Annotated in this window: 11 protein-coding genes and 1 pseudogene; 7 read left to right on the forward strand and 5 right to left on the reverse strand. The window is 65.6% G+C overall.

Annotation, left to right across the window (positions count from 1 at the left end; all coding sequences use genetic code 11):
• Window positions 1–11 precede the first annotated feature (11 nt).
• The gene (locus SR870_RS04650; protein WP_322516875.1) at window positions 12–3176 is read right to left on the reverse strand and encodes an Rne/Rng family ribonuclease; all 3165 of its coding nucleotides are present in this window, start codon (window positions 3174–3176) and stop codon (window positions 12–14) included.
• A gap of 699 nt (window positions 3177–3875) precedes the next feature.
• Here SR870_RS04650 and SR870_RS04655 point away from each other — a divergent pair.
• The 6 genes and pseudogenes from SR870_RS04655 to prfB (SR870_RS04680) all read left to right on the forward strand — a co-directional run.
• Window positions 3876–5216 carry an N-acetylmuramoyl-L-alanine amidase gene (locus SR870_RS04655; RefSeq protein ID WP_322516876.1) on the forward strand — a complete coding sequence of 447 codons (1341 nt, stop codon included), beginning with the start codon at window positions 3876–3878 and terminating at the stop codon, window positions 5214–5216.
• A 188-nt stretch (window positions 5217–5404) separates the two neighbouring features.
• Window positions 5405–7897 carry a penicillin-binding protein 1A gene (locus tag SR870_RS04660; protein WP_322516877.1) on the forward strand — a complete coding sequence of 831 codons (2493 nt, stop codon included), beginning with the start codon at window positions 5405–5407 and terminating at the stop codon, window positions 7895–7897.
• A gap of 104 nt (window positions 7898–8001) precedes the next feature.
• A protein-coding gene (gene prfB, locus SR870_RS04665) for a peptide chain release factor 2 (RefSeq protein WP_322516878.1) occupies window positions 8002–9133 on the forward strand; the annotation gives its coding sequence in 2 pieces (ribosomal slippage) (window positions 8002–8070 and window positions 8072–9133; 1131 coding nt in all).
• 2 nt (window positions 9134–9135) lie between these two features.
• Window positions 9136–10023 carry an NAD(P)-dependent oxidoreductase gene (locus SR870_RS04670; RefSeq protein WP_322516879.1) on the forward strand — a complete coding sequence of 296 codons (888 nt, stop codon included), beginning with the start codon at window positions 9136–9138 and terminating at the stop codon, window positions 10021–10023.
• Between the two features lie 103 nt (window positions 10024–10126).
• Window positions 10127–10315, forward strand: a complete 189-nt coding sequence (locus SR870_RS04675; RefSeq protein WP_416221182.1) for a hypothetical protein — start codon at window positions 10127–10129, stop codon at window positions 10313–10315.
• A pseudogene (gene prfB / locus SR870_RS04680) lies at window positions 10282–10506 on the forward strand (peptide chain release factor 2); the annotation flags it as partial. The gene SR870_RS04675 and the pseudogene prfB (SR870_RS04680), both read left to right, overlap by 34 nt.
• A 713-nt stretch (window positions 10507–11219) precedes the next feature.
• Here the strand turns inward: prfB (SR870_RS04680) and SR870_RS04685 are convergent.
• From SR870_RS04685 to SR870_RS04695, 3 genes are all read right to left on the reverse strand, one after another.
• Entirely contained in the window at window positions 11220–12593 is a 1374-nt protein-coding gene (locus tag SR870_RS04685; protein WP_322516880.1) for a M23 family metallopeptidase, read from the reverse strand.
• Window positions 12594–12681: 88 nt separating this feature from the next.
• The gene (locus tag SR870_RS04690) at window positions 12682–13344 is read right to left on the reverse strand and encodes a peroxiredoxin (protein ID WP_322518192.1); all 663 of its coding nucleotides are present in this window, start codon (window positions 13342–13344) and stop codon (window positions 12682–12684) included.
• 165 nt (window positions 13345–13509) lie between these two features.
• Window positions 13510–13809: a hypothetical protein gene (locus tag SR870_RS04695; RefSeq protein ID WP_322516881.1), complete on the reverse strand. Its 300-nt coding sequence runs from the start codon at window positions 13807–13809 to the stop codon at window positions 13510–13512.
• Window positions 13810–13830: 21 nt separating this feature from the next.
• Here SR870_RS04695 and SR870_RS04700 point away from each other — a divergent pair, with 21 nt between their 5' ends.
• On the forward strand, window positions 13831–17262 hold the full coding sequence (locus SR870_RS04700; protein WP_322516882.1) for a DUF3971 domain-containing protein: 3432 nt from the start codon (window positions 13831–13833) through the stop codon (window positions 17260–17262).
• A gap of 22 nt (window positions 17263–17284) precedes the next feature.
• Here the strand turns inward: SR870_RS04700 and SR870_RS04705 are convergent, their stop codons facing one another.
• Complete coding sequence (locus tag SR870_RS04705; protein ID WP_322516883.1) at window positions 17285–17851, reverse strand: cytochrome b; 567 nt, start codon at window positions 17849–17851, stop codon at window positions 17285–17287.
• Window positions 17852–17988: the final 137 nt, after the last annotated feature.

The following is a 17988-nucleotide window of genomic DNA, read 5'->3' on the forward strand; positions in this document are numbered from 1 at the left end:
CTTGCGGCTGGTCAGTTGCCGCCGCCGAAGCGGCGCGACCACCATCCGGCGCGACGAGGGGCTTCGGAGGCCGGCTCGACCGCGGCCTGCGGCTCCGGCACGTGCTGCGCCTGTTCGGGCTGTTGCGCGGCCGGCTCGATCGCCAGCGGCGTCGAAACCTCCGGCTTCGGCTCCGACGAGCCGAAGTTCACTTTTTCGCGCACCGTGGACCGACGACGTGCGGCAGCCCGCTCGGCCGCGGCATCGTCCTGAGCTGACGGAGTGGACTCCTGGGCAGGAGCCGAGTCAGTCGACTCGCTCTGCACCAGATGCGCCGGCTCAGCGCGTTCTTCCGGCTCGCTGATGGCGGGCGACGACGCAGCCGCGACCGGCTCGGCGGTCTCATCGTCTTCGATGTCAGGCTCGTGCCGCTTGCCGAGCAAGCGTCCGTCCGATCCACCGCCGTCCATGTCGGCTGCAGCCTCGGCGGCCTCCGACGTTTCCAACTCTCCAAGATCGTCGACGATCGAGCCGGAGGCGCCGTCTTCGAGACCTCCCTCGGGAGCGCCACGCCGGCGCCGACCGCCGCGGCGGCCACGGCGACGCGGACGACGTTCGCCGTTCGCCTGATCGGCTCGGGCTTCGCCGTCTCCTTCAGCGCTGTCGGCGCTATCGTCACCGTCTTCGCCGTCGTCCTCGGAAACGGTCTCCACAGCCTCGGGAATCAGGACAGCATCGCCATCCTCGCGTGGCGCGCCCGCTTCACGGGCCTCGCCGGTGCGCGGCCGGCGACGACGGCGGCGCTTGCGCTTGCGGGCGTCGCCTTCGCCTTCGCCCTCGGCGCTGTCGCCGGCTTGCTCGTCGGTCAGGCCGACAGTCTCGTCGGTTTCGATCTCGGCCTCGAACTCGTAGCCCTCGTCGTCTTCATACGGCTCTTCGGCCTGCACCGGGTAAGCCGCGACCTGCGCTGCGAGCAGCGCCTTGGCGGATTCCAACGTGTGGACCTGCTCGCCGCGATCGATCACGAACGACTGCTGTCCGGTGACGGTCGGGTCGGCCATCACCGACAAGGTCACCTTGAAGCCGGTTTCGAGGTCGCGCAGGTGACCGCGCTTCTGGTTGAGGACATAGAGCGCGACATCGGCGCGGGTGCGCACGATCAGATTGTGGGTCGCGCCCTTCATCAGGATTTCTTCGAGGCCGCGCAGCAATTGCAGCGCCACCGACGAGACCGACCGAACGTGGCCGGAGCCGCCGCAATGCGGGCAGGGCTCGGTCGAGCTTTCCAGCACACTGGCGCGGATGCGCTGGCGCGACATTTCGAGCAGGCCGAAATGCGAGATCCGGCCGACCTGGATGCGGGCGCGATCCTGCCGCAGGCAATCGCTGAGCTTGCGCTCGACCGCACGGTTGTTGCGCTTCTCGTCCATGTCGATGAAGTCGATGACGATCAGACCGGCGAGGTCGCGCAGACGCAACTGCCGGGCGACTTCCTCGGCAGCCTCGAGATTGGTCTTGAGCGCGGTGTCCTCGATATGGTGTTCGCGGGTCGATCGACCGGAATTGACGTCGATCGAGACCAGCGCCTCGGTCTGGTTGATGACGATGTAGCCGCCGGACCGCAGTTGCACGGTCGGCGAGAACATCGCGTCGAGCTGGCTCTCCACCCCCATCCGCGAGAACAGTGGCTGGCCGTCGCGATACAGCTTCACCGCGCGCACGTTGCTCGGCATCAGCATGTGCATGAAATCGCGCGCTTCCTGATAGCCGGGCTCGCCGGCCACCTGGATTTCGTCGATCTCCTTGTTGTAGAGATCGCGCAGCGAGCGCTTGATCAGCGAGCCTTCCTCGTAGACCAGCGTCGGCGCCTGCGATTTCAGCGTGACGTCGCGGACCGTCTCCCACATCCGGATCAGATATTCGAAGTCGCGCTTGATCTCGGGCTTGGTGCGCGAGGCGCCCGCGGTGCGCAGAATGATGCCCATGCCCTCCGGCACGTCGAGATCCTGCACCACTTCCTTCAGGCGGGAGCGATCCTGCGCCGAGGTGATCTTGCGGCTGATGCCGCCGCCGCGCGCGGTGTTCGGCATCAGCACGGCGTAGCGGCCGGCGAGCGACAGATACGTCGTCAGCGCCGCGCCCTTGTTGCCGCGCTCTTCCTTGACGACCTGCACCAGCATCACCTGGCGGCGCTTGATGACTTCCTGAATCTTGTACTGCCGGCGCGGCCGGAAGGCGCGCTCGGGAACCTCTTCCAGCACATCGTCGCCGCCGACGGATTCGACGATGTCTTCCTCGGACTCGTCGTCTTCGTCGTCGTCCGCTTCGGAATCCGAGTCTTCCTCGGAATCCATGTCGTGCTCGGCGTCGGTCAGATCGTCGCCGGCATCATCGCCGTGTTCCTGCTCGGCGGCTTCGGCGATCGGGAACGGCGCGTCTTCGGCGTAGCCGCTATTGTCCTCGGGATCGTGCGCCTCGGCTTCCGGCGCGATCGGCGCCGCGCCGGTTGCGAAGTCGGGCAGGGCGGGCTGTTCGCTCGCGACGATACTCGGTGCAACGGCCGGCTCGTCGTGGTGCTCGCCCGAATCGCCCTGATGCTCCCGGCGGTCGGCATCGTGGTGACCGTCATGGCCTTCGGATTCGTCCGACGTCACCTGTGCCGCATCGCCGGCGTCGTGCGCCGGGAACTCGTGCATCAGCCGTTCGTGGTCGGCTTGCTCGTGTCCATCGTCCGTGTGGTTGATGTCTGCGTGGTCGGCGGATTGATCGTGCGGCTCGGCCGCGACGTCAGCCGAAGCCTCGACGATCTCGCTCGTGACCCGCTCGCCATTGCCGCGGCGGCGATGGCTGCGGTGCCGCGACCGGCGACGCGTCGAGCGCTGCTCGCTCTCTTCTTCGGCCTCGCGATGCGCACGCTCGTCGGCCTCGATCAGGGCCTGACGGTCGGCGACCGGGATCTGGTAGTAGTCCGGATGGATTTCGCTGAAGGCGAGGAAACCGTGCCGGTTGCCGCCATATTCGATGAAGGCGGCCTGCAGCGACGGTTCGACCCGTGTGACTTTGGCGAGGTAGATGTTGCCGCGCAGTTGTTTGCGCTGGGCGGTCTCGAAATCAAATTCTTCGACGCGGTTGCCGCGGACCACGACCACCCGGGTCTCTTCCGGGTGGGTGGCGTCGATCAGCATCTTGTTGGGCATTTTTGAACTCTTGGCGGCGGAAAGCGCGCGAGACGGCCAGCGCAAAAGGCGCGGTCGGATAACGCGACGGTCCACCTGATTCGGGGGTGAGGGGAAGGCCGAAACGCACTTCACCGCGCCGTGCCGGCATTGAACCCGAGGCATTGCGCGTGGCGAAGCTGTTGCTTCGCGGCGGCGCGGCCTTTGCGTGGGTCCGGTTCGGCATCGCAATATGGCGCATCAAGCGTCGGCCCGTCTGAACGAGTGGCGGCAAAGCATCCGCCGTGTCTTCTTGCTGAAGGACCGGTCTCGCGCCGAAGCGCTCACCGGCACGAATCATCCGGCCGGAAGGCCGGACTGGTCGGTCATGAAGAGTCTGGACCGTCCCTGGTAGGATAGAGGCCCGGGGACCGGACGCCGCTCGGGCCGAACCGACGCACCTGCCTGGCCGCGCACTGCGCTGACTCGGAGGGGACGGAAAAAACGCAAAATCCCGCTGCTCATTGTCGAGGGATTCCACGCTGCGCCGAAAGGCTGAACGCGACACAACCGGAAGATTAGACCGTCAGCACCAGATACATACGTGGATTGGCTCTCGCTTGCAAGGAGAGCGTCGCTGCCCGGCAACACTGCATCTAATTCGAATCGCATTGCTTAAGCGGCGATTAACCACGCGGTTCTAATGCAGTAAAAGGACCAGCGGACAGGGGCCGGGATTCGTTGCAGGGGCGCGCAAATCATTTTGTTTTGTTCAGCGCAGCTTTTGCGTGCGCTGCAGCATGGATGTGCGCAGTCCCCTCCCGAGGCGGCGCTGTCGAAGCTGGGAACGCCCCTTTGGCTCAAAACGCCGCCGTGCCGGTCCCGAGCGGCTTCCCGATCGCCTCCGACGCCCGTCTTGCAGGTGACGACAAACAGACCCGCTTCATCGTCGATTTCGACAGCAAGGTTCCCGTGCGCGCGTTCACGCTGGCGGATCCCTATCGCGTCGTGATCGACCTGCCGCAGATCAATTTCCGTCTGCCGTCGGGCGCCAATGGCGCAAGCCGCGGCCTGATCAAGGCATTTCGCTACGGTCTGGTGATGCCGGGCGGATCGCGGATCGTGCTCGAATTGGCGGGGCCGGCGAAGATCGCCAGGGCCGACATGCTCGACGCGGCCAACGGCCAGCCGGCGCGGCTGGTGGTCGAACTCGATTCGGTCGATCGCACAGCCTTCGTCGAGTCGCTGGGCGCCGGGAAGGCCCCGGAACTGCGCCCCTCGGTCAGCATGGCCGATGCCACCTCAGCGGTGCCTGTCGGGGCCGCTGCCGCCAAAACTGAAGCGGCCGGGGCCGATGCGGCCAAGGGGGACGACCCGCGGCCGGTCGTCGTCCTGGATCCCGGACATGGCGGGATCGACAACGGCACTCAATCCGCCAGCGGCGTCGCCGAGAAGACGCTGGTGCTGGAATTCGCGCTGGCGCTGCGCGACCAGATGGAAAAAGGCGGCAAGTATCGCGTGGTGTTGACCCGCGCCGACGACACCTTCATCCCGCTCAACGACCGGGTGAAGATCGCCCGCGCCCAGTCCGCCGCGCTGTTCGTGTCGATTCACGCCGACGCTCTGCCGCGCGGCGAGGGCGACGCCCAGGGCGCCACCATCTACACATTGTCCGACCGGGCCTCGGACGCAGAGGCGCAGCGGCTGGCGGACGCCGAAAACAGGGCCGACGCGATCGGCGGCGTCGACCTGACCGAGGAGCCTACCGAGGTCGCCGACATCCTGATCGATCTCGCGCAGCGCGAGACCAAGACGTTCTCGAACAGGTTCGCCCGGACGTTGATGCGGGAAATGAAGAGCGCGACCCGGCTGCACAAGAATCCCCTCAAATCCGCCGGCTTCCGGGTTCTGAAGGCGCCCGACGTGCCGTCGGTGCTGATCGAACTGGGCTACGTTTCGAACAAAGGCGACCTCAAGCAACTGGTCTCCGAGCAGTGGCGCACCAAGACGGTCGGCGCGGTCTCTCAGGCGATCGATTCGTTTTTCGCCAAGCGGCTCGTCTCGGCCGGCAGGCCGAACTGACCCCGTCGTTCGGCCCGACCGGGCCCTAGTTTGGCCACAGCGGAAGTTCTATAAGACCGCAGTGCGGTTACGTTTTCGGTCCGGAATTGAGGCCGGCCCCGGCGGCGATGCCGGTTGCGTACAATGCCAATCTCGTCCAAGGGAAATTCGCCGCGTCCGGCGGTCCTCGGTGAAACGGAACTCAACTGATGCGCTTGCTGCTGCGGTTTTTCGGCTTTCTGTTTGCGGCCGGGACGATCGTGTTCCTGGTCGGCGTTGCCGCCGCGGCCGGGATGATCTGGCACTTCTCCAAGGACTTGCCCGATTATTCTCAGCTCCAGGATTATGAGCCGCCGGTGATGACGCGCGTCCATGCGACGGACGGCTCGCTGCTCGGCGAGTATTCGAAGGAGCGCCGGCTGTATCTGCCGATTCAGGCTGTGCCGAAGCTGGTGATCAACGCTTTCCTCGCGGCCGAAGACAAGAATTTCTACGAGCACGGCGGCATCGACTATCAGGGCATGGCGCGCGCCGCGATCCTTTACGCGCAGAACATCGGGTCCAACCGGCGGCCTCAGGGTGCGTCGACGATCACCCAGCAGGTCGCCAAGAACTTCCTGCTCACCAACGAAGTGTCGTTCACCCGCAAGATCAAGGAAGCCTTGCTGGCGATGCGGATCGAGCGGGCCTATTCCAAGGACCGTATTCTCGAACTGTATCTCAACGAGATCTATCTCGGGCTCGGCGCTTACGGCGTCGCCGCCGCATCGCTGGTGTATTTCGACAAATCGGTCAACGAACTGACCCTGTCGGAAGCGGCCTATCTGGCGGCGCTGCCGAAAGCCCCCGCGGCGCTGCATCCGATCCGCAACCACGACCGAGCGGTCGAGCGCCGCAACTACGTCATCGACCGCCTGGTGGAAAACGGCTGGACCAAGCAGGCCGACGCCGACAAGGCGCGCAAGGAGCCGCTGACCGTCACCAGCCGCGGCACTGGCGCGCACACTTTCGCCGGCGAGTATTTCGCCGAGGAGGTCCGCCGCGATATCCTGGAGCGCTACGGCGAGAAGAAGCTGTACGAAGGCGGCCTGTCGGTTCGCACCTCGCTCGATCCGAAACTGCAGGTCGAGGCGCGCAAGACGATGACCGCCGGCCTCGTCAAATTCGACGAAGCGCAGGGCTGGCGAGGACCGGTTTCGAAGCTGGATATCAGCGGCGACTGGGGTGTGAAGCTCGCCGAGGTCAAGTCGCTGTCCGACATCTCGCCGTGGCGAATGGCCGTGGTGCTCGAGACCTCCGACCAGTCGGCGCGGATCGGCTTTCAGCCCGGCCGCGAGCTCGGCGGCGCGGTGTCGAAGAAGCGCGAGACCGGGTTGATCGCGCTCGACGGCGTCAAATGGGCCAAAGCCGCGACCGGCCCGCAGCGCGGCCGGACGCCGGGGTCGGTGTCGCAGGTGCTGTCGGCCGGCGACGTCATCTACGCCGATCCGATGCTCGACAAGGAAGGCAAGCCTGTCGAAGGGCAGTATCGGCTGCGACAGATCCCCGAAGTGTCGGGCGCGATGGTGGCGATGGATCCGTGGACCGGGCGCGTGCTGGCGATGGTCGGCGGCTTTTCGTTCGACCAGAGTCAGTTCAACCGGGCGACGCAGGCCTATCGGCAGCCCGGCTCGTCGTTCAAGCCGCTGGTGTATTCGGCGGCGATGGACAACGGCTATACGCCGTCCACCGTGGTGATCGACGCGCCGATCGAAATCGACCAGGGGCAGGGTGCCGGCGTGTGGCGGCCCGAGAACTACTCGACCGGCAAATATTACGGTCCGGTCACGCTGCGCAACGCGCTGCAACGCTCGCTCAACACCGTGACGGTGCGGTTGGCGCAGGACGTCGGCATGCCGCTGATCGGCGAATACGCCAAGCGGTTCGGCGTCTATGACGAACTGCCGAACTATCTGTCCTATGCGCTCGGCGCCGGCGAGACCACGGTGATGCGGATGGTCACCGCCTATTCGATGTTCGCCAACGGCGGACGGCGGGTGAAGGCCACGCTGATCGACCGCATCCAGGATCGCTACGGCCGCACCATCTTCAAGCACGACGCCCGCGAATGCCGCGGCTGCGACGCGCCGGAGGGATGGAAGAACCAGCCCGAGCCGCAACTGGTCGATCGCCGGGAGCAGGTGCTCGATCCGATGACCGCCTATCAGATCACGTCGATGATGGAGGGCGTCGTGCAGGCCGGCACCGCCACGGTGGTGCGCGAGGTCGGCAAGCCGATCGCCGGCAAGACCGGCACCACCAACGACGAAAAGGACGCCTGGTTCATCGGCTTCTCGCCGGACCTCGTGGTCGGGATCTATTTCGGCTACGACAAGCCGCGCAATCTCGGCCGCGGCGCTACCGGCGGCCATCTCGCCGCGCCCGTCGCCAAGGACTTCTTCAAGCTCGCGCTCGCCGACAAGCCGGCGGTGCCGTTCCGCGTGCCGGCGGGCATCAAGCTGGTCCGCGTCGACGCCAAGAGCGGGATGCGCGCAGGTCCGGGCGATGGCGGCCGCACCATCCTCGAGGCGTTCAAGCCGGGCACCGCGCCGCCGGACAATTATTCTGTGATCGGCGTCGCCGACGCCGACGGCCGCCAGCAGCAGGCCCCGCCGCCGGACGATCGCGGCTTCATGCGACCGGGGACGGGCGGCCTTTACTGACGGGCCGCTTGATCGGGGCGATTGCGCTTTGCCGCGTCGCCCGCTAAATCGCGTCTCACAGTTTTGCGGCCACCTTTCGGGGGCCGCCGCCCAGCAGAGATTCCATGCGCGCAGAAACCGAACGCCTCGTCGAAGAGATCAAGCAGTCAGTCGGGCTGCTGAGGAGGCATCTTTGACGTCGACCAGTCGACCGTCCGACTCGCGGAGCTGAACAAGCTCGCCGAGGATCCCGACCTCTGGAACGATCCGCAGAAGGCCCAGAAGCTGATGCAGGAGCGAACCTCGCTGGAGGATTCGCTGACCGGCATCGGCAAGGTCGAGCGTGAGCTGACCGACAACGTCGAGATGATCGAACTCGGCGAGGCCGAGGGCGACGAGGGCGTCGTCCGCGAAGCCGAGGCGGCGCTCAAGGCGCTGAAGAAGGAAGTGGCGCGGCGCGAGCTGGAAGCGCTGCTGTCGGGTGAGGCCGACCGCTTCGACACCTATCTCGAAGTCCACGCCGGCGCCGGCGGCACCGAGAGCCAGGACTGGGCCTCGATGCTGCTGCGGATGTACACCCGCTGGGCCGAGAAGCACGGCTTCAAGGTCGAATATCTCGAAGAATCCGAGGGCGAAGAAGCCGGCATCAAATCGGCGACGATCCAGATTTCCGGCCACAACGCCTATGGCTGGCTGAAGACCGAAGCCGGCGTCCACCGGCTGGTGCGGATCTCGCCGTTCGATTCAAATGCCCGCCGGCACACCTCGTTCTCGTCGGTGCAGATCTTCCCGGTGATCGACAATTCGATCAAGATCGACATCGCCGAATCCGACGTCCGCGTCGACACCATGCGGTCCGGCGGCGCCGGCGGCCAACACGTCAACAAGACCGAATCCGCGGTGCGCCTGACCCACATCCCGAGCGGCGTCGCGGTGGTCTGTCAGGCCGGCCGCTCGCAGCACAAGAACCGCGCCCAGGCGTGGGACATGCTGCGCGCCCGGCTTTACGAGATCGAGCTGAAGAAGCGCGAGGAGCAGGCCGCCGCCGATCAGGCCGCCAAGACCGAAATCGGCTGGGGCCACCAGATCCGCTCCTACGTGCTGCAGCCCTATCAGATGGTCAAGGACCTGCGCACCGGCGTGCAGACCTCCGACACCGCCGGCGTGCTCGACGGCGACCTCGACGAATTCATGGCCGCGACCCTGGCGCAGCGCGCGTTCGGCACGGGGCCGGGGGCGGTCGAGGACGTCGACTAAGCGTGGGCGCTCCCGCAAAGGTCGGCTTCATCGGTCTCGGCAAGATGGGCCATGGCATGGCCGGCCGGATGCTCGACGCCGGCTTCGAGGTCGCGGTATGGAATCGCAATCCGGCGAAAGCCGACGCTCTGATCAGCCGCGGCGCGCGCCGCGCTGCGACGCCGGCCGAGGCCGCACACGCTGCCGATGCGATCGTGACCATGGTCGCCGACGATGAGGCGTCGCAAGCCGTCTGGCTTGGGGCCGATGGTGTCGCGACGACGGCGAAGGTTGGTGCAGTCGCGATCGAATGTTCGACCGTCTCGCATCAACATGCGCTCGAACTCGCCGCGGCGCTGCGCGCGCGTGGGTTGATCTACATCGATTGTCCCGTTACGGGCCTGCCCGACGCTGCCGCACGCGGCGAACTCACCTTGCTGATTGGCGCCGAGCCGAGCGATCTCGACGCGGCGCGCCCATATCTTGCGCCGCTTGGCCGGACGATCCGGCATTTCGGACCGGTCGGGGCCGGCACTGTCTACAAGCTGATCAACAATCTGATGGGCGCGATCCAGATCGCCGGCATCGCCGAAGGCATTGCGATGGCCGAGCAGGCCGGCCTCGACATGGCCCTGGTGCGTGAAGCGATCGCGGGCAGTGTCGTTGCCAGTCCGCAGGTGCTGCGGCAGGCCCCGCGGATGATCGACCGCGACTTCACCAACGCCACCTTTACTGCGGCGCTCCGGCACAAAGACGCACGCTACGCGATCGAATTGGCGAAAGCGCTGCGATTGGAGCTACCGCTGTCGCTTGCAGCGCTCGCCAGTTATGCGCGCGCCACCGATGCCGCGCCCGACGACGACGAGGCAAAGATCGTCGAGGTCGTCTTGAAGCCACGCCCGCGGGAGTGACTCCAGGCACCGCGCCTTTGAACGGCTGTGTGCGGCCGGCTTTCGGAATTCGGGTGGCGGCGCGACACTCTCTGCAAGATGACTGGCGTCGCGAGGTGCGATCATGGCGTCAGGAATTCATCCTATTCATCCACGGGATTGGGCGCTGCTGATCGCGCTGTCGATCCTGTGGGGAGCATCGTTCTTTTTCGTGGGCGTGGCTCTGAAAGAGCTGCCGCCTTTCACCATCGTTTTTCTTCGAGCCGCGATCGCGGCGCTGTGCTTCGCGTCCGGCTGTATGAGGTCGAGCTGAAGCCGCAATAACGACATCGGCCGGGACCACCAGACCCGCTCCTACGTGCCGCAGCCGTATCAAGATGGCGAAGGACCTGCGCACCAGCGTGCAGACCTCCGATAACCGCCGGCGTCCTCGACGAATTCATGGCCGCGACGCTCGCACAGAGGGCGTTCGGCTCGGGGCCGGGCAGTATCGAGGAGGATTAGCCTCTTGGCGAGAACGAAACCATGTTGGGACTCGTTGGCCAGCGGCGCGTCGCCATTCGAAGGTGAGCATTCCTAAATTTTTCTGGGACGGACTTTCCTAAGCGCTTCCGCGGACCGATGAAGAGCGGCGTTTCCTGCGCCGTTTCTCTCTCACAAAGCCTCAATATTCCAACTTCAATACTCTCGTGATTTATTTCACATAACGTTTTTTTCTCGTCGGCGGACCACCTGTCGCGTCGAACAAAAGAGTAAGGGCGGTCAAATCGGACGATTGCCTTGAGCGCGGTAGCCGAGCCGTCTTTCTCGCCAAGTGCCGCAACTAGCAATCCAGCGGATATTCTCTCTGATGGAAAGCCGGCCGTTATATCTAAGCCAGATCGGTTCGGAGCTGGAGAGGTATTGCGATGGACGTACCAAGTGCCCCAATCAAGTTGCTGATCGTTGCTGAAGCGTGTTGCGTGGGTCGAAGGATCGCACCAAATCGCTGGATGGTAGAGGTAGAGCTCAAGCGCGGATATGTCCCAACAACTTCCCTGTCGTACTAGTTTGTAACTCTGCATAATCATCTTCGCGGAAGCGTAGAACCGGTCTTCAATATCTTCCTGTGATGAAACTCCCCGGAAATCGGGAAGATACGAAAGGGCGGAGTGAGTATCGCTAGCTTTAGCGTATCTCATGTCTCAATTCTCTAGTAGTTGCGTCGAGCCTTGGGATTACCCCGCCCCCGCCAGCCGCACCCCCGCCCGGAGAAACTTCTGCGGATCCACCGCTTCCCCATCAATCCGCGTTTCGTAGTGCAGATGCGGGCCGGTGGAGCGGCCGGTGGAGCCGATTTCGCCGATCACCTGGCCGATCTGGACGCTCTGGCCGACCTTGGCGATGATCTTGGACAGATGTCCGTAGCGGGTCGACAGGCCGTTGCCGTGGTTGATCTCGACCATCTGGCCGTAGCCGCCCTGCCAGCCGGCGTTCACGACCTTGCCGACCGCCGTGGCGCGGACCGGGTCGCCGGAGCTGCCGCGGAAATCGAGGCCGGTGTGCATCGCCGGGCGGCCGAGAAACGGGTCGGTGCGGACGCCGAAACCGGATGACAGCTCGACCTCACCGACCACCGGCTTGCGATAGGGCACCAGAGCCAGCGCGCGATTGAGGCGGTCGAGCTGGGTGCGGCTGAGATTGATCCGGTAGAGCTGTCGGTCGAATGCGCTGGCGTTGCTGGATGGCGGCTTCAGCGGCACGAACGGTCCGCCGACGCCGGCGCGCGGAGCCGCGGCTTCCAGCCCACGGGCGTCTAGCCCGAGATCGGCCAGCACGCCGCGCATCCGGCGAGCGCGCGACTCGAAGCTCTCCTCGACCGAGCCGAGCGTCGCGATCTGCCGCTTCTCGACCAGGTCGAGCGATTGCTCGAGTTTCGTCAGCGCGGTGTCGAGACCCTGGGCCTTGGCGTATTGCGTCGTCGGCAGCGCCGGCGCGGCTGCGGGGGAGCGTGATTCCAGCCGCGCTTCGCGATCCGGCGGGGCAACGAAGATCACGGTGTCGTTGATCGGCGACGGCTTCAGAGGGCCGGCTGGCGCGCTGTCGGTCGTCGGCGTCCGCGAGCTCTTGATGCTGCCGGTGACGGCGACGTCGGGCAGGGTGCTCATCGCACTGGTGCGCGACTCCAGCATGGTCTGCCGGCGCATCACCTGGTCGAGCTTCTGGTCGAACTGTTCCTGATCCAGCAATTGCCGGCTGGTGGTGCGATCGACCTTGGCGCGCAGCTCGGCGATGCGGTCCTCATAGGCGTATTGCATCTCCGCCTGGCGGGCGATCAGCCGGGTCAGGACGTCGTCGCGAAATGCGAAATAGGTCGCGGTGGCCGCCGACCAGCAGCCGAGCAGGACGATGGTTCCGACCACGATCCAGAACAGCACGGGCCCGATCCGCACCTGCCGGCCGGCATGGGCGAAAGTGTAGCTCGAGGCCTCCGCTGCGATCCGGGGCTGAGGCCCCGGCGGCGGGCGGTGCGCCCGGTACGGCGCCTGGCGACCGTGATGCGGAGCGTGGTGTTGCTGGTGTTCGGAAGGGTGACCGGAACGGTAGGACATCGATACTCCCGCGCCGGACGGATACGGTTCGTCGGCTCAACGCGCGGGCAGATTTGACCCCCTCATGGTTAATTTTCGGAAAATGGAATCACAGCAATTGCGCGGCGGCGAGGACTTGGTCGGCATGGCCGTCCACCTTCACATTGCGCCACACCCGCGCGATCTTGCCGTCGCGGCCGATCAGAACCGTGCTGCGAATAATCCCTTCGAACTTTCGGCCGTATAACGATTTTTCGCCCCAGGCGCCGTAGGCCGCGAGCATCGCATGGGTGGGATCGGACAATAGCGGCGTCGCCAGGCCGTGCTTGTCGCGGAAGGAATCCTGCGCCTTCACCGAATCCGCCGAGACGCCGACAACCGCCGTGCCGCAATCGTCGAAGGCCTGCTTCAGCCGGGTGAAGTCGATCGCTTCCTTGGTGCAGCCCGGCGTGTTCGCCCGCGGGTAGAAGAAGAGCACGAGCTTCTTTCCGGAAAAGCTTGCCAGCGTGACGGTTTCGCCGCCGTCGCGAGGCAGGCTGAAAACCGGCGCCTTGGCGCCCTCGGCGGGACCGGCGGCGGCAGATGCTGCGGACTTTGCGGTAGATGTCTTGCCGGTCGCTTTGGCTTTGGCCGCGCCCGCCGGCTTTGCCTTGGCAGCGGCTTTGCTCGCTGATGGCGTCGCTGCAGACTTGTTGACGGCGGCCGCAGATTTCGTCGCGGGCTTCTTCATCGCTTCGGATTTCGAGGGATTCTTGCGCGTTTGCTTGGACATACGCCTTCCTTTCGTCGCTTTCGACAGGTCAAACAAGACGCTCCGGAGATCGCTGCGGCGCTGCCGCTGCTGGGCAAATCCGCTGGCCTCGGGATATGGTTGCAAGGATTCGGCGTCCAGACCATCCGATTGTTGCGTCGGCCCGCCGGCTGGCGATTCAAGAGTTCAACCGAGGATTTGGCAGAAATGCCGCCACAGGAGCGTATCCTGCGCGTCGGCGCAAAAACCTCCCTCGGCGATCAGCCTGCGACAGAGCGCGCGCACCGAGAGGCCATGGCCAGCGACCCATCGCAAAACGCTTCCGGGCCGCATCCCTCCCGCGATGACCACGGCGCCGAATGCTGGCAGGATAGCGGCTGGGATCCGGAGCACGACGAGGCTGGACGCCATCGCGCCCGTAAGTTGCTGGCTCGGCGGAATCTCGGCTTTCACCGGGTCGACGATTCGATGCGGCGCTGGCAGCACCGGTTATCCGGCGCACCTTGGTTGCGGCGGATCTCGATTGCCGTTCTGGTGGTCGGCGTCGTACTGGCGGCCGGTTTTGGCGGTCTGTGGCTGCGGCTGGGTGCCGGACCGATCAATCTCGACATGGCGACGCCTTGGCTCGCCGATGCGATTGCAGAGAACATCGGCAATGGTAACACCGTCGAGGTAGGCGGCACCCAGATCGAGCGGGTCGGACGGATCCGTGTCGCGGTCCGGATCCGCGATATCGTGGTGCGCGACCGCGACCACGTCGTCGTCGCCACTGCGCCGAAAGCGGAAGTCCGGCTGTCCGGCCGGGCGTTGCTGATCGGCAAGCTGCGTGCGGAGAGCCTGCGCCTGGTCGACGCCGAACTGGCGATCCGGATCACGCCTGATGGTCAAGTGACGGTGTCGACGGGCGACACCGAGCGGCCGATCGCGACAGGCGTCGCCTCGACCCGCAAGCCGCAGGAGTTCACGCTCCCGGGCCAGCCGCCCGTTGCCGCTACGGCGCCCGGACAAGGCGGCGCAGTGTCGCCGGCGCAGCCGGGCTCGCCCGCGGCAACCGCCACCGACGACGCGACGAAGAGCCTGCTCGCCGGGCTGGATTGGCTCGACAGCCTGAGCCTGACCGGGCTCGATGGCCAGAACCTCAACGAGATCGGCCTGAAGAACGGCAATCTCGTCGTCGACGACCAGCAGCGCGGCAATCGCTGGACGTTCGAGAACATCAGCCTGAGCCTGCGCCGCCCCAGCCGCGGCGGTGTCGCGCTGAGCTTCGGCGAGGGCGGGGGCAAGCCGTGGTCGCTGCGGGTCGAGGTCGGGCCGGCGCTGGATGGCGTTCGTGCCGTGGAACTGCATGCCAATCAGGTGCCGACGCGCAATATCCTGCTGGCGCTGCGGCTGAAGAACCTGACCTATGGCGCCGACTTCCCATTGACCGGCGACCTCAAGGGCGAACTCGGCCGCGATGGTCTGCCGACCTATTTCCGCGGCAAGCTGGTCGCCGGCGCCGGCACCGTGATCGATTACGACACGCCCGACTATCCGATGGCGATCGATCAGGCGGAATTCAACTTCGAATGGGACGCCAACCGTCGCGTGCTGATGGCGCCGTTCAAGATCATCGCCGGCGCCAATCGCGTCACGCTGTTGGCGGCGCTCGAACCGCCCAACGGCAGCACGCCCGATTGGCGGCTCGCCTTGTCCGGCGGGACCATCGTGCTGCCCGGCGCGCAGGGTGAGGCGCCGCTGATTTTCAACAGCATCGCCGTTCGGCTCAGCTTCGACACCGACAATCGCCGTGTGCTGCTGACCCAGGCCGACGTCAACAATGGCGAGATCGGCGTCGCCGGCTCCGGCAGTATCGACTACAGCGGCGAGCCGCGGCTGCAGCTCGGACTGGCCGGCACGCCGATGTCGGTCTCGGCGCTGAAGCGGATGTGGCCGATCCTGGTCGTCCCGGAAGTGCGGGAATGGGTCAACGAGCGGATCGACAAGGGCTCGATCCAGAGCATCGACATCGCCGTCAATTCGCCGGTGAAAAACCTGTCCCGGCGTGGGCCGCCGATCCCGGACGAGGGACTGCTGGTCAACATTGTCGGCACCGGCGCGACGATCCACCCGGTCGATGGCATGCCGTGGGTGCGCGACGCCGACATGCGCGTCCGCGTGACCGGTCGCACCGCTGCGGTCGCGATCGCGCAGGCCAATTCAGAGACGCAGAGCGGTCGGAAGATCGCGCTGTCGGATATCCTGTTCGAGGTGCCGGACATGGCGCCGAAGCCGTCGCCGTCGCGGATCAAATTCAAGCTCGACGCTCCGGTGCCGGCCGTCGCCGAAGTGCTGTCGTCGGGCCGTCTCAGCGACGTCAGCAACGTGCCGATGGATCCGAACACCAGCAAGGGCGCCGTCAATGCGCAGATCATGCTCGGCATGCCGATCCAGCGCGAGCTGACCAAGGCCGACACCACCTATTCGATCAATGCCGACGTCACCGGTTTCTCCGCCGACAAGCTGGTGATGGGACAGAAGCTCGAGGCGAATACGCTGAAGGTGATCGCCAACAATCAGGGCTATCAGGTCAAGGGCGACGTCAAGATCAACGGCCAGCCTGCGACGCTCGACTATCGCAAGCCGGCCGAGGGTGAGGCCGATGTCCGGCTGCAGTCGACGCTCGATGACGCCAGCCGCGCCAAGCTGGGGCTCGATCTCGGCAGCGCCGTCTCCGGGGCCGTGCCGGTGAAGCTGGTCGGCAAGATCGGCGACGGCGAGCAGGAGACCAAGTTCGGTATCGACGCGGACCTCACCGCCCTGAAGCTCGACAACATCCTGCCCGGCTGGACCAAGCCGTCGGGCAAGACGAGCCGCGCAACGTTCAACGTGATACAGAAGCCGCAAGCGATCCGGTTCGAGGACATTCAGATCGAGGGCAGCGGCACGCTGATCAAGGGCTCGCTGGAAGTCGATGATGACGGCGACCTGATCAACGCGAACTTCCCGGTGTATTCGCCGTCCGAAGGCGACAAGTCCACGCTGAGAGCCGAGCGCGGTCAGGACGGGGTGCTGAAGGTGGTGATCCGCGGCGACGTGTTCGACGGCCGCGGCTTCATCAAGTCGGCGCTGTCGGGCACCCAGGCCGAACCCAAGGCCAAGGCCAAGAGCATCGATTTCGACTTCGATCTCAAGCTCGGCGCTGTCGCGGGCTACTTCGGCGAGGCGCTGCGCAGCGTCGATGTCAAATTGATCCGGCGCAACGGTGCGTTCCGCACCTTCACGCTGAGCGGCAAGCTCGGTCGCGATACGCCGATCACCGCCGAATTGCGCGGCAAGAACCGCGGCCGCGAGGTGATCTACCTCGAGACCAACGACGCCGGCGCATTCCTGCGCTTCTCCGACACCTACTCGAAAATGTATGGCGGCCAGCTCGCGCTCGCGGTCGAGCCGCCGACTGCCGAGCCCCGCCCGAAGGAAGGGCTCATCAACGTCCGCGACTTCACCGTCAAGGGCGAAGCCGCCCTCGAACGCGCCGCCGCCGGCGCGCCCGGCGGCACCTCGGCGGGGCTGGCGTTCTCACGGCTGCGTGCCGAGTTCACCCGCGAGAACGGCCAGCTCTCGGTGCGCGACGGCGTGGTGAAGGGGCCGACCATCGGCGCGACCATCGAGGGCTCGATCGACTATCCGGCCAACCAGGTCCGGATGAGCGGCACCTTCGTGCCGATGTACGGTTTGAACAACATGTTCGGGCAGATCCCGATCGTCGGCCTGTTCCTCGGCGGCGGCAGCAACGAGGGCCTGATCGGCGTGACCTACGAGGTCGTGGGGACGCCCGGTCAGCCGGTGCTGCGGATCAATCCGATCTCGGCGATGGCGCCGGGCGTGTTGCGCAAGATCTTCGAGTTCAACACCGGCCGACAGAACAGCGGCGCCGATTTCCCGACGCCGCCGAACTGATCGAAAATTTCGCGCCGGGCGCTTATTCTTTGGTCCGCAGCCACGGCACCATGCGGCCGAGCGTGGAGTCATGGCGGCCGTATTGATGCCACAGCGCGCCGACGACGTGGATGAAGACCACGATCACCGTCGCCAGGAACAGCGGTCCGTGGGCCGCGTGCAGCGCGCCGGCCACCGCCTTGTTGGCTTCGAGCAGCGGCGGGATGCCGAGCAGATCGATACCGCGGCCGGAGAACAGCGTCATGCCGACGCCGGTGGCGGGCAGGGCGATCAGCAGCAGATACAGCAGGCCGTGGCTGATCCGGGCGATCACCTCGGTAACGCGCGGCGACGGCACCAGATCCGGCGCGCCGTGGACCTTGATCCACAGAAGGCGCAGCACGGCGAGGCCCAGCACCACGGTGCCGATCGCCTTGTGCCAATTGTACAGCGTACCGCGCAGCGGATCGGCTTTTTCCAGCCCTTGCGCGTAGTTCATGGAGGCGAACAGAGCGATCACGGCAAAGAAGATCACCCAGTGAAGGGTGACGGCGAGGGAGCCGTATTCACTGGGGCGTTTTTCGGTGGTGTCGAGAGTTGTTGTGGTCATGATGTCTCCGAAACGAAAGCGCGGCGCGAGCAGCCCAGGGGATCAGCAGCTCACCGGGAGACGGTGCCCGGCTTCGTGGCTTGGGCGATGTGATCGAGCGCAAATCCGCCGAACACATTTTGCTGATCACGGGAGCG

The sequence above is a fragment of the Rhodopseudomonas palustris genome (genome assembly GCF_034479375.1).
Classification (GTDB): Bacteria; Pseudomonadota; Alphaproteobacteria; order Rhizobiales; family Xanthobacteraceae; genus Rhodopseudomonas; species Rhodopseudomonas palustris_M.

What these genes read in the sequence shown, in the direction of transcription:
- SR870_RS04650 (WP_322516875.1), bottom strand. Translation starts at nt 3,176, where the DNA reads ATGCCCAACAAGATGCTGATCGACGCCACCCACCCGGAAGAGACCCGG.
- SR870_RS04660 (WP_322516877.1), top strand. Translation starts at nt 5,405, where the DNA reads ATGCGCTTGCTGCTGCGGTTTTTCGGCTTTCTGTTTGCGGCCGGGACG.
- SR870_RS04675 (WP_416221182.1), top strand. Translation starts at nt 10,127, where the DNA reads ATGGCGTCAGGAATTCATCCTATTCATCCACGGGATTGGGCGCTGCTG.
- SR870_RS04685 (WP_322516880.1), bottom strand. Translation starts at nt 12,593, where the DNA reads ATGTCCTACCGTTCCGGTCACCCTTCCGAACACCAGCAACACCACGCT.
- SR870_RS04690 (WP_322518192.1), bottom strand. Translation starts at nt 13,344, where the DNA reads ATGTCCAAGCAAACGCGCAAGAATCCCTCGAAATCCGAAGCGATGAAG.
- SR870_RS04705 (WP_322516883.1), bottom strand. Translation starts at nt 17,851, where the DNA reads ATGACCACAACAACTCTCGACACCACCGAAAAACGCCCCAGTGAATAC.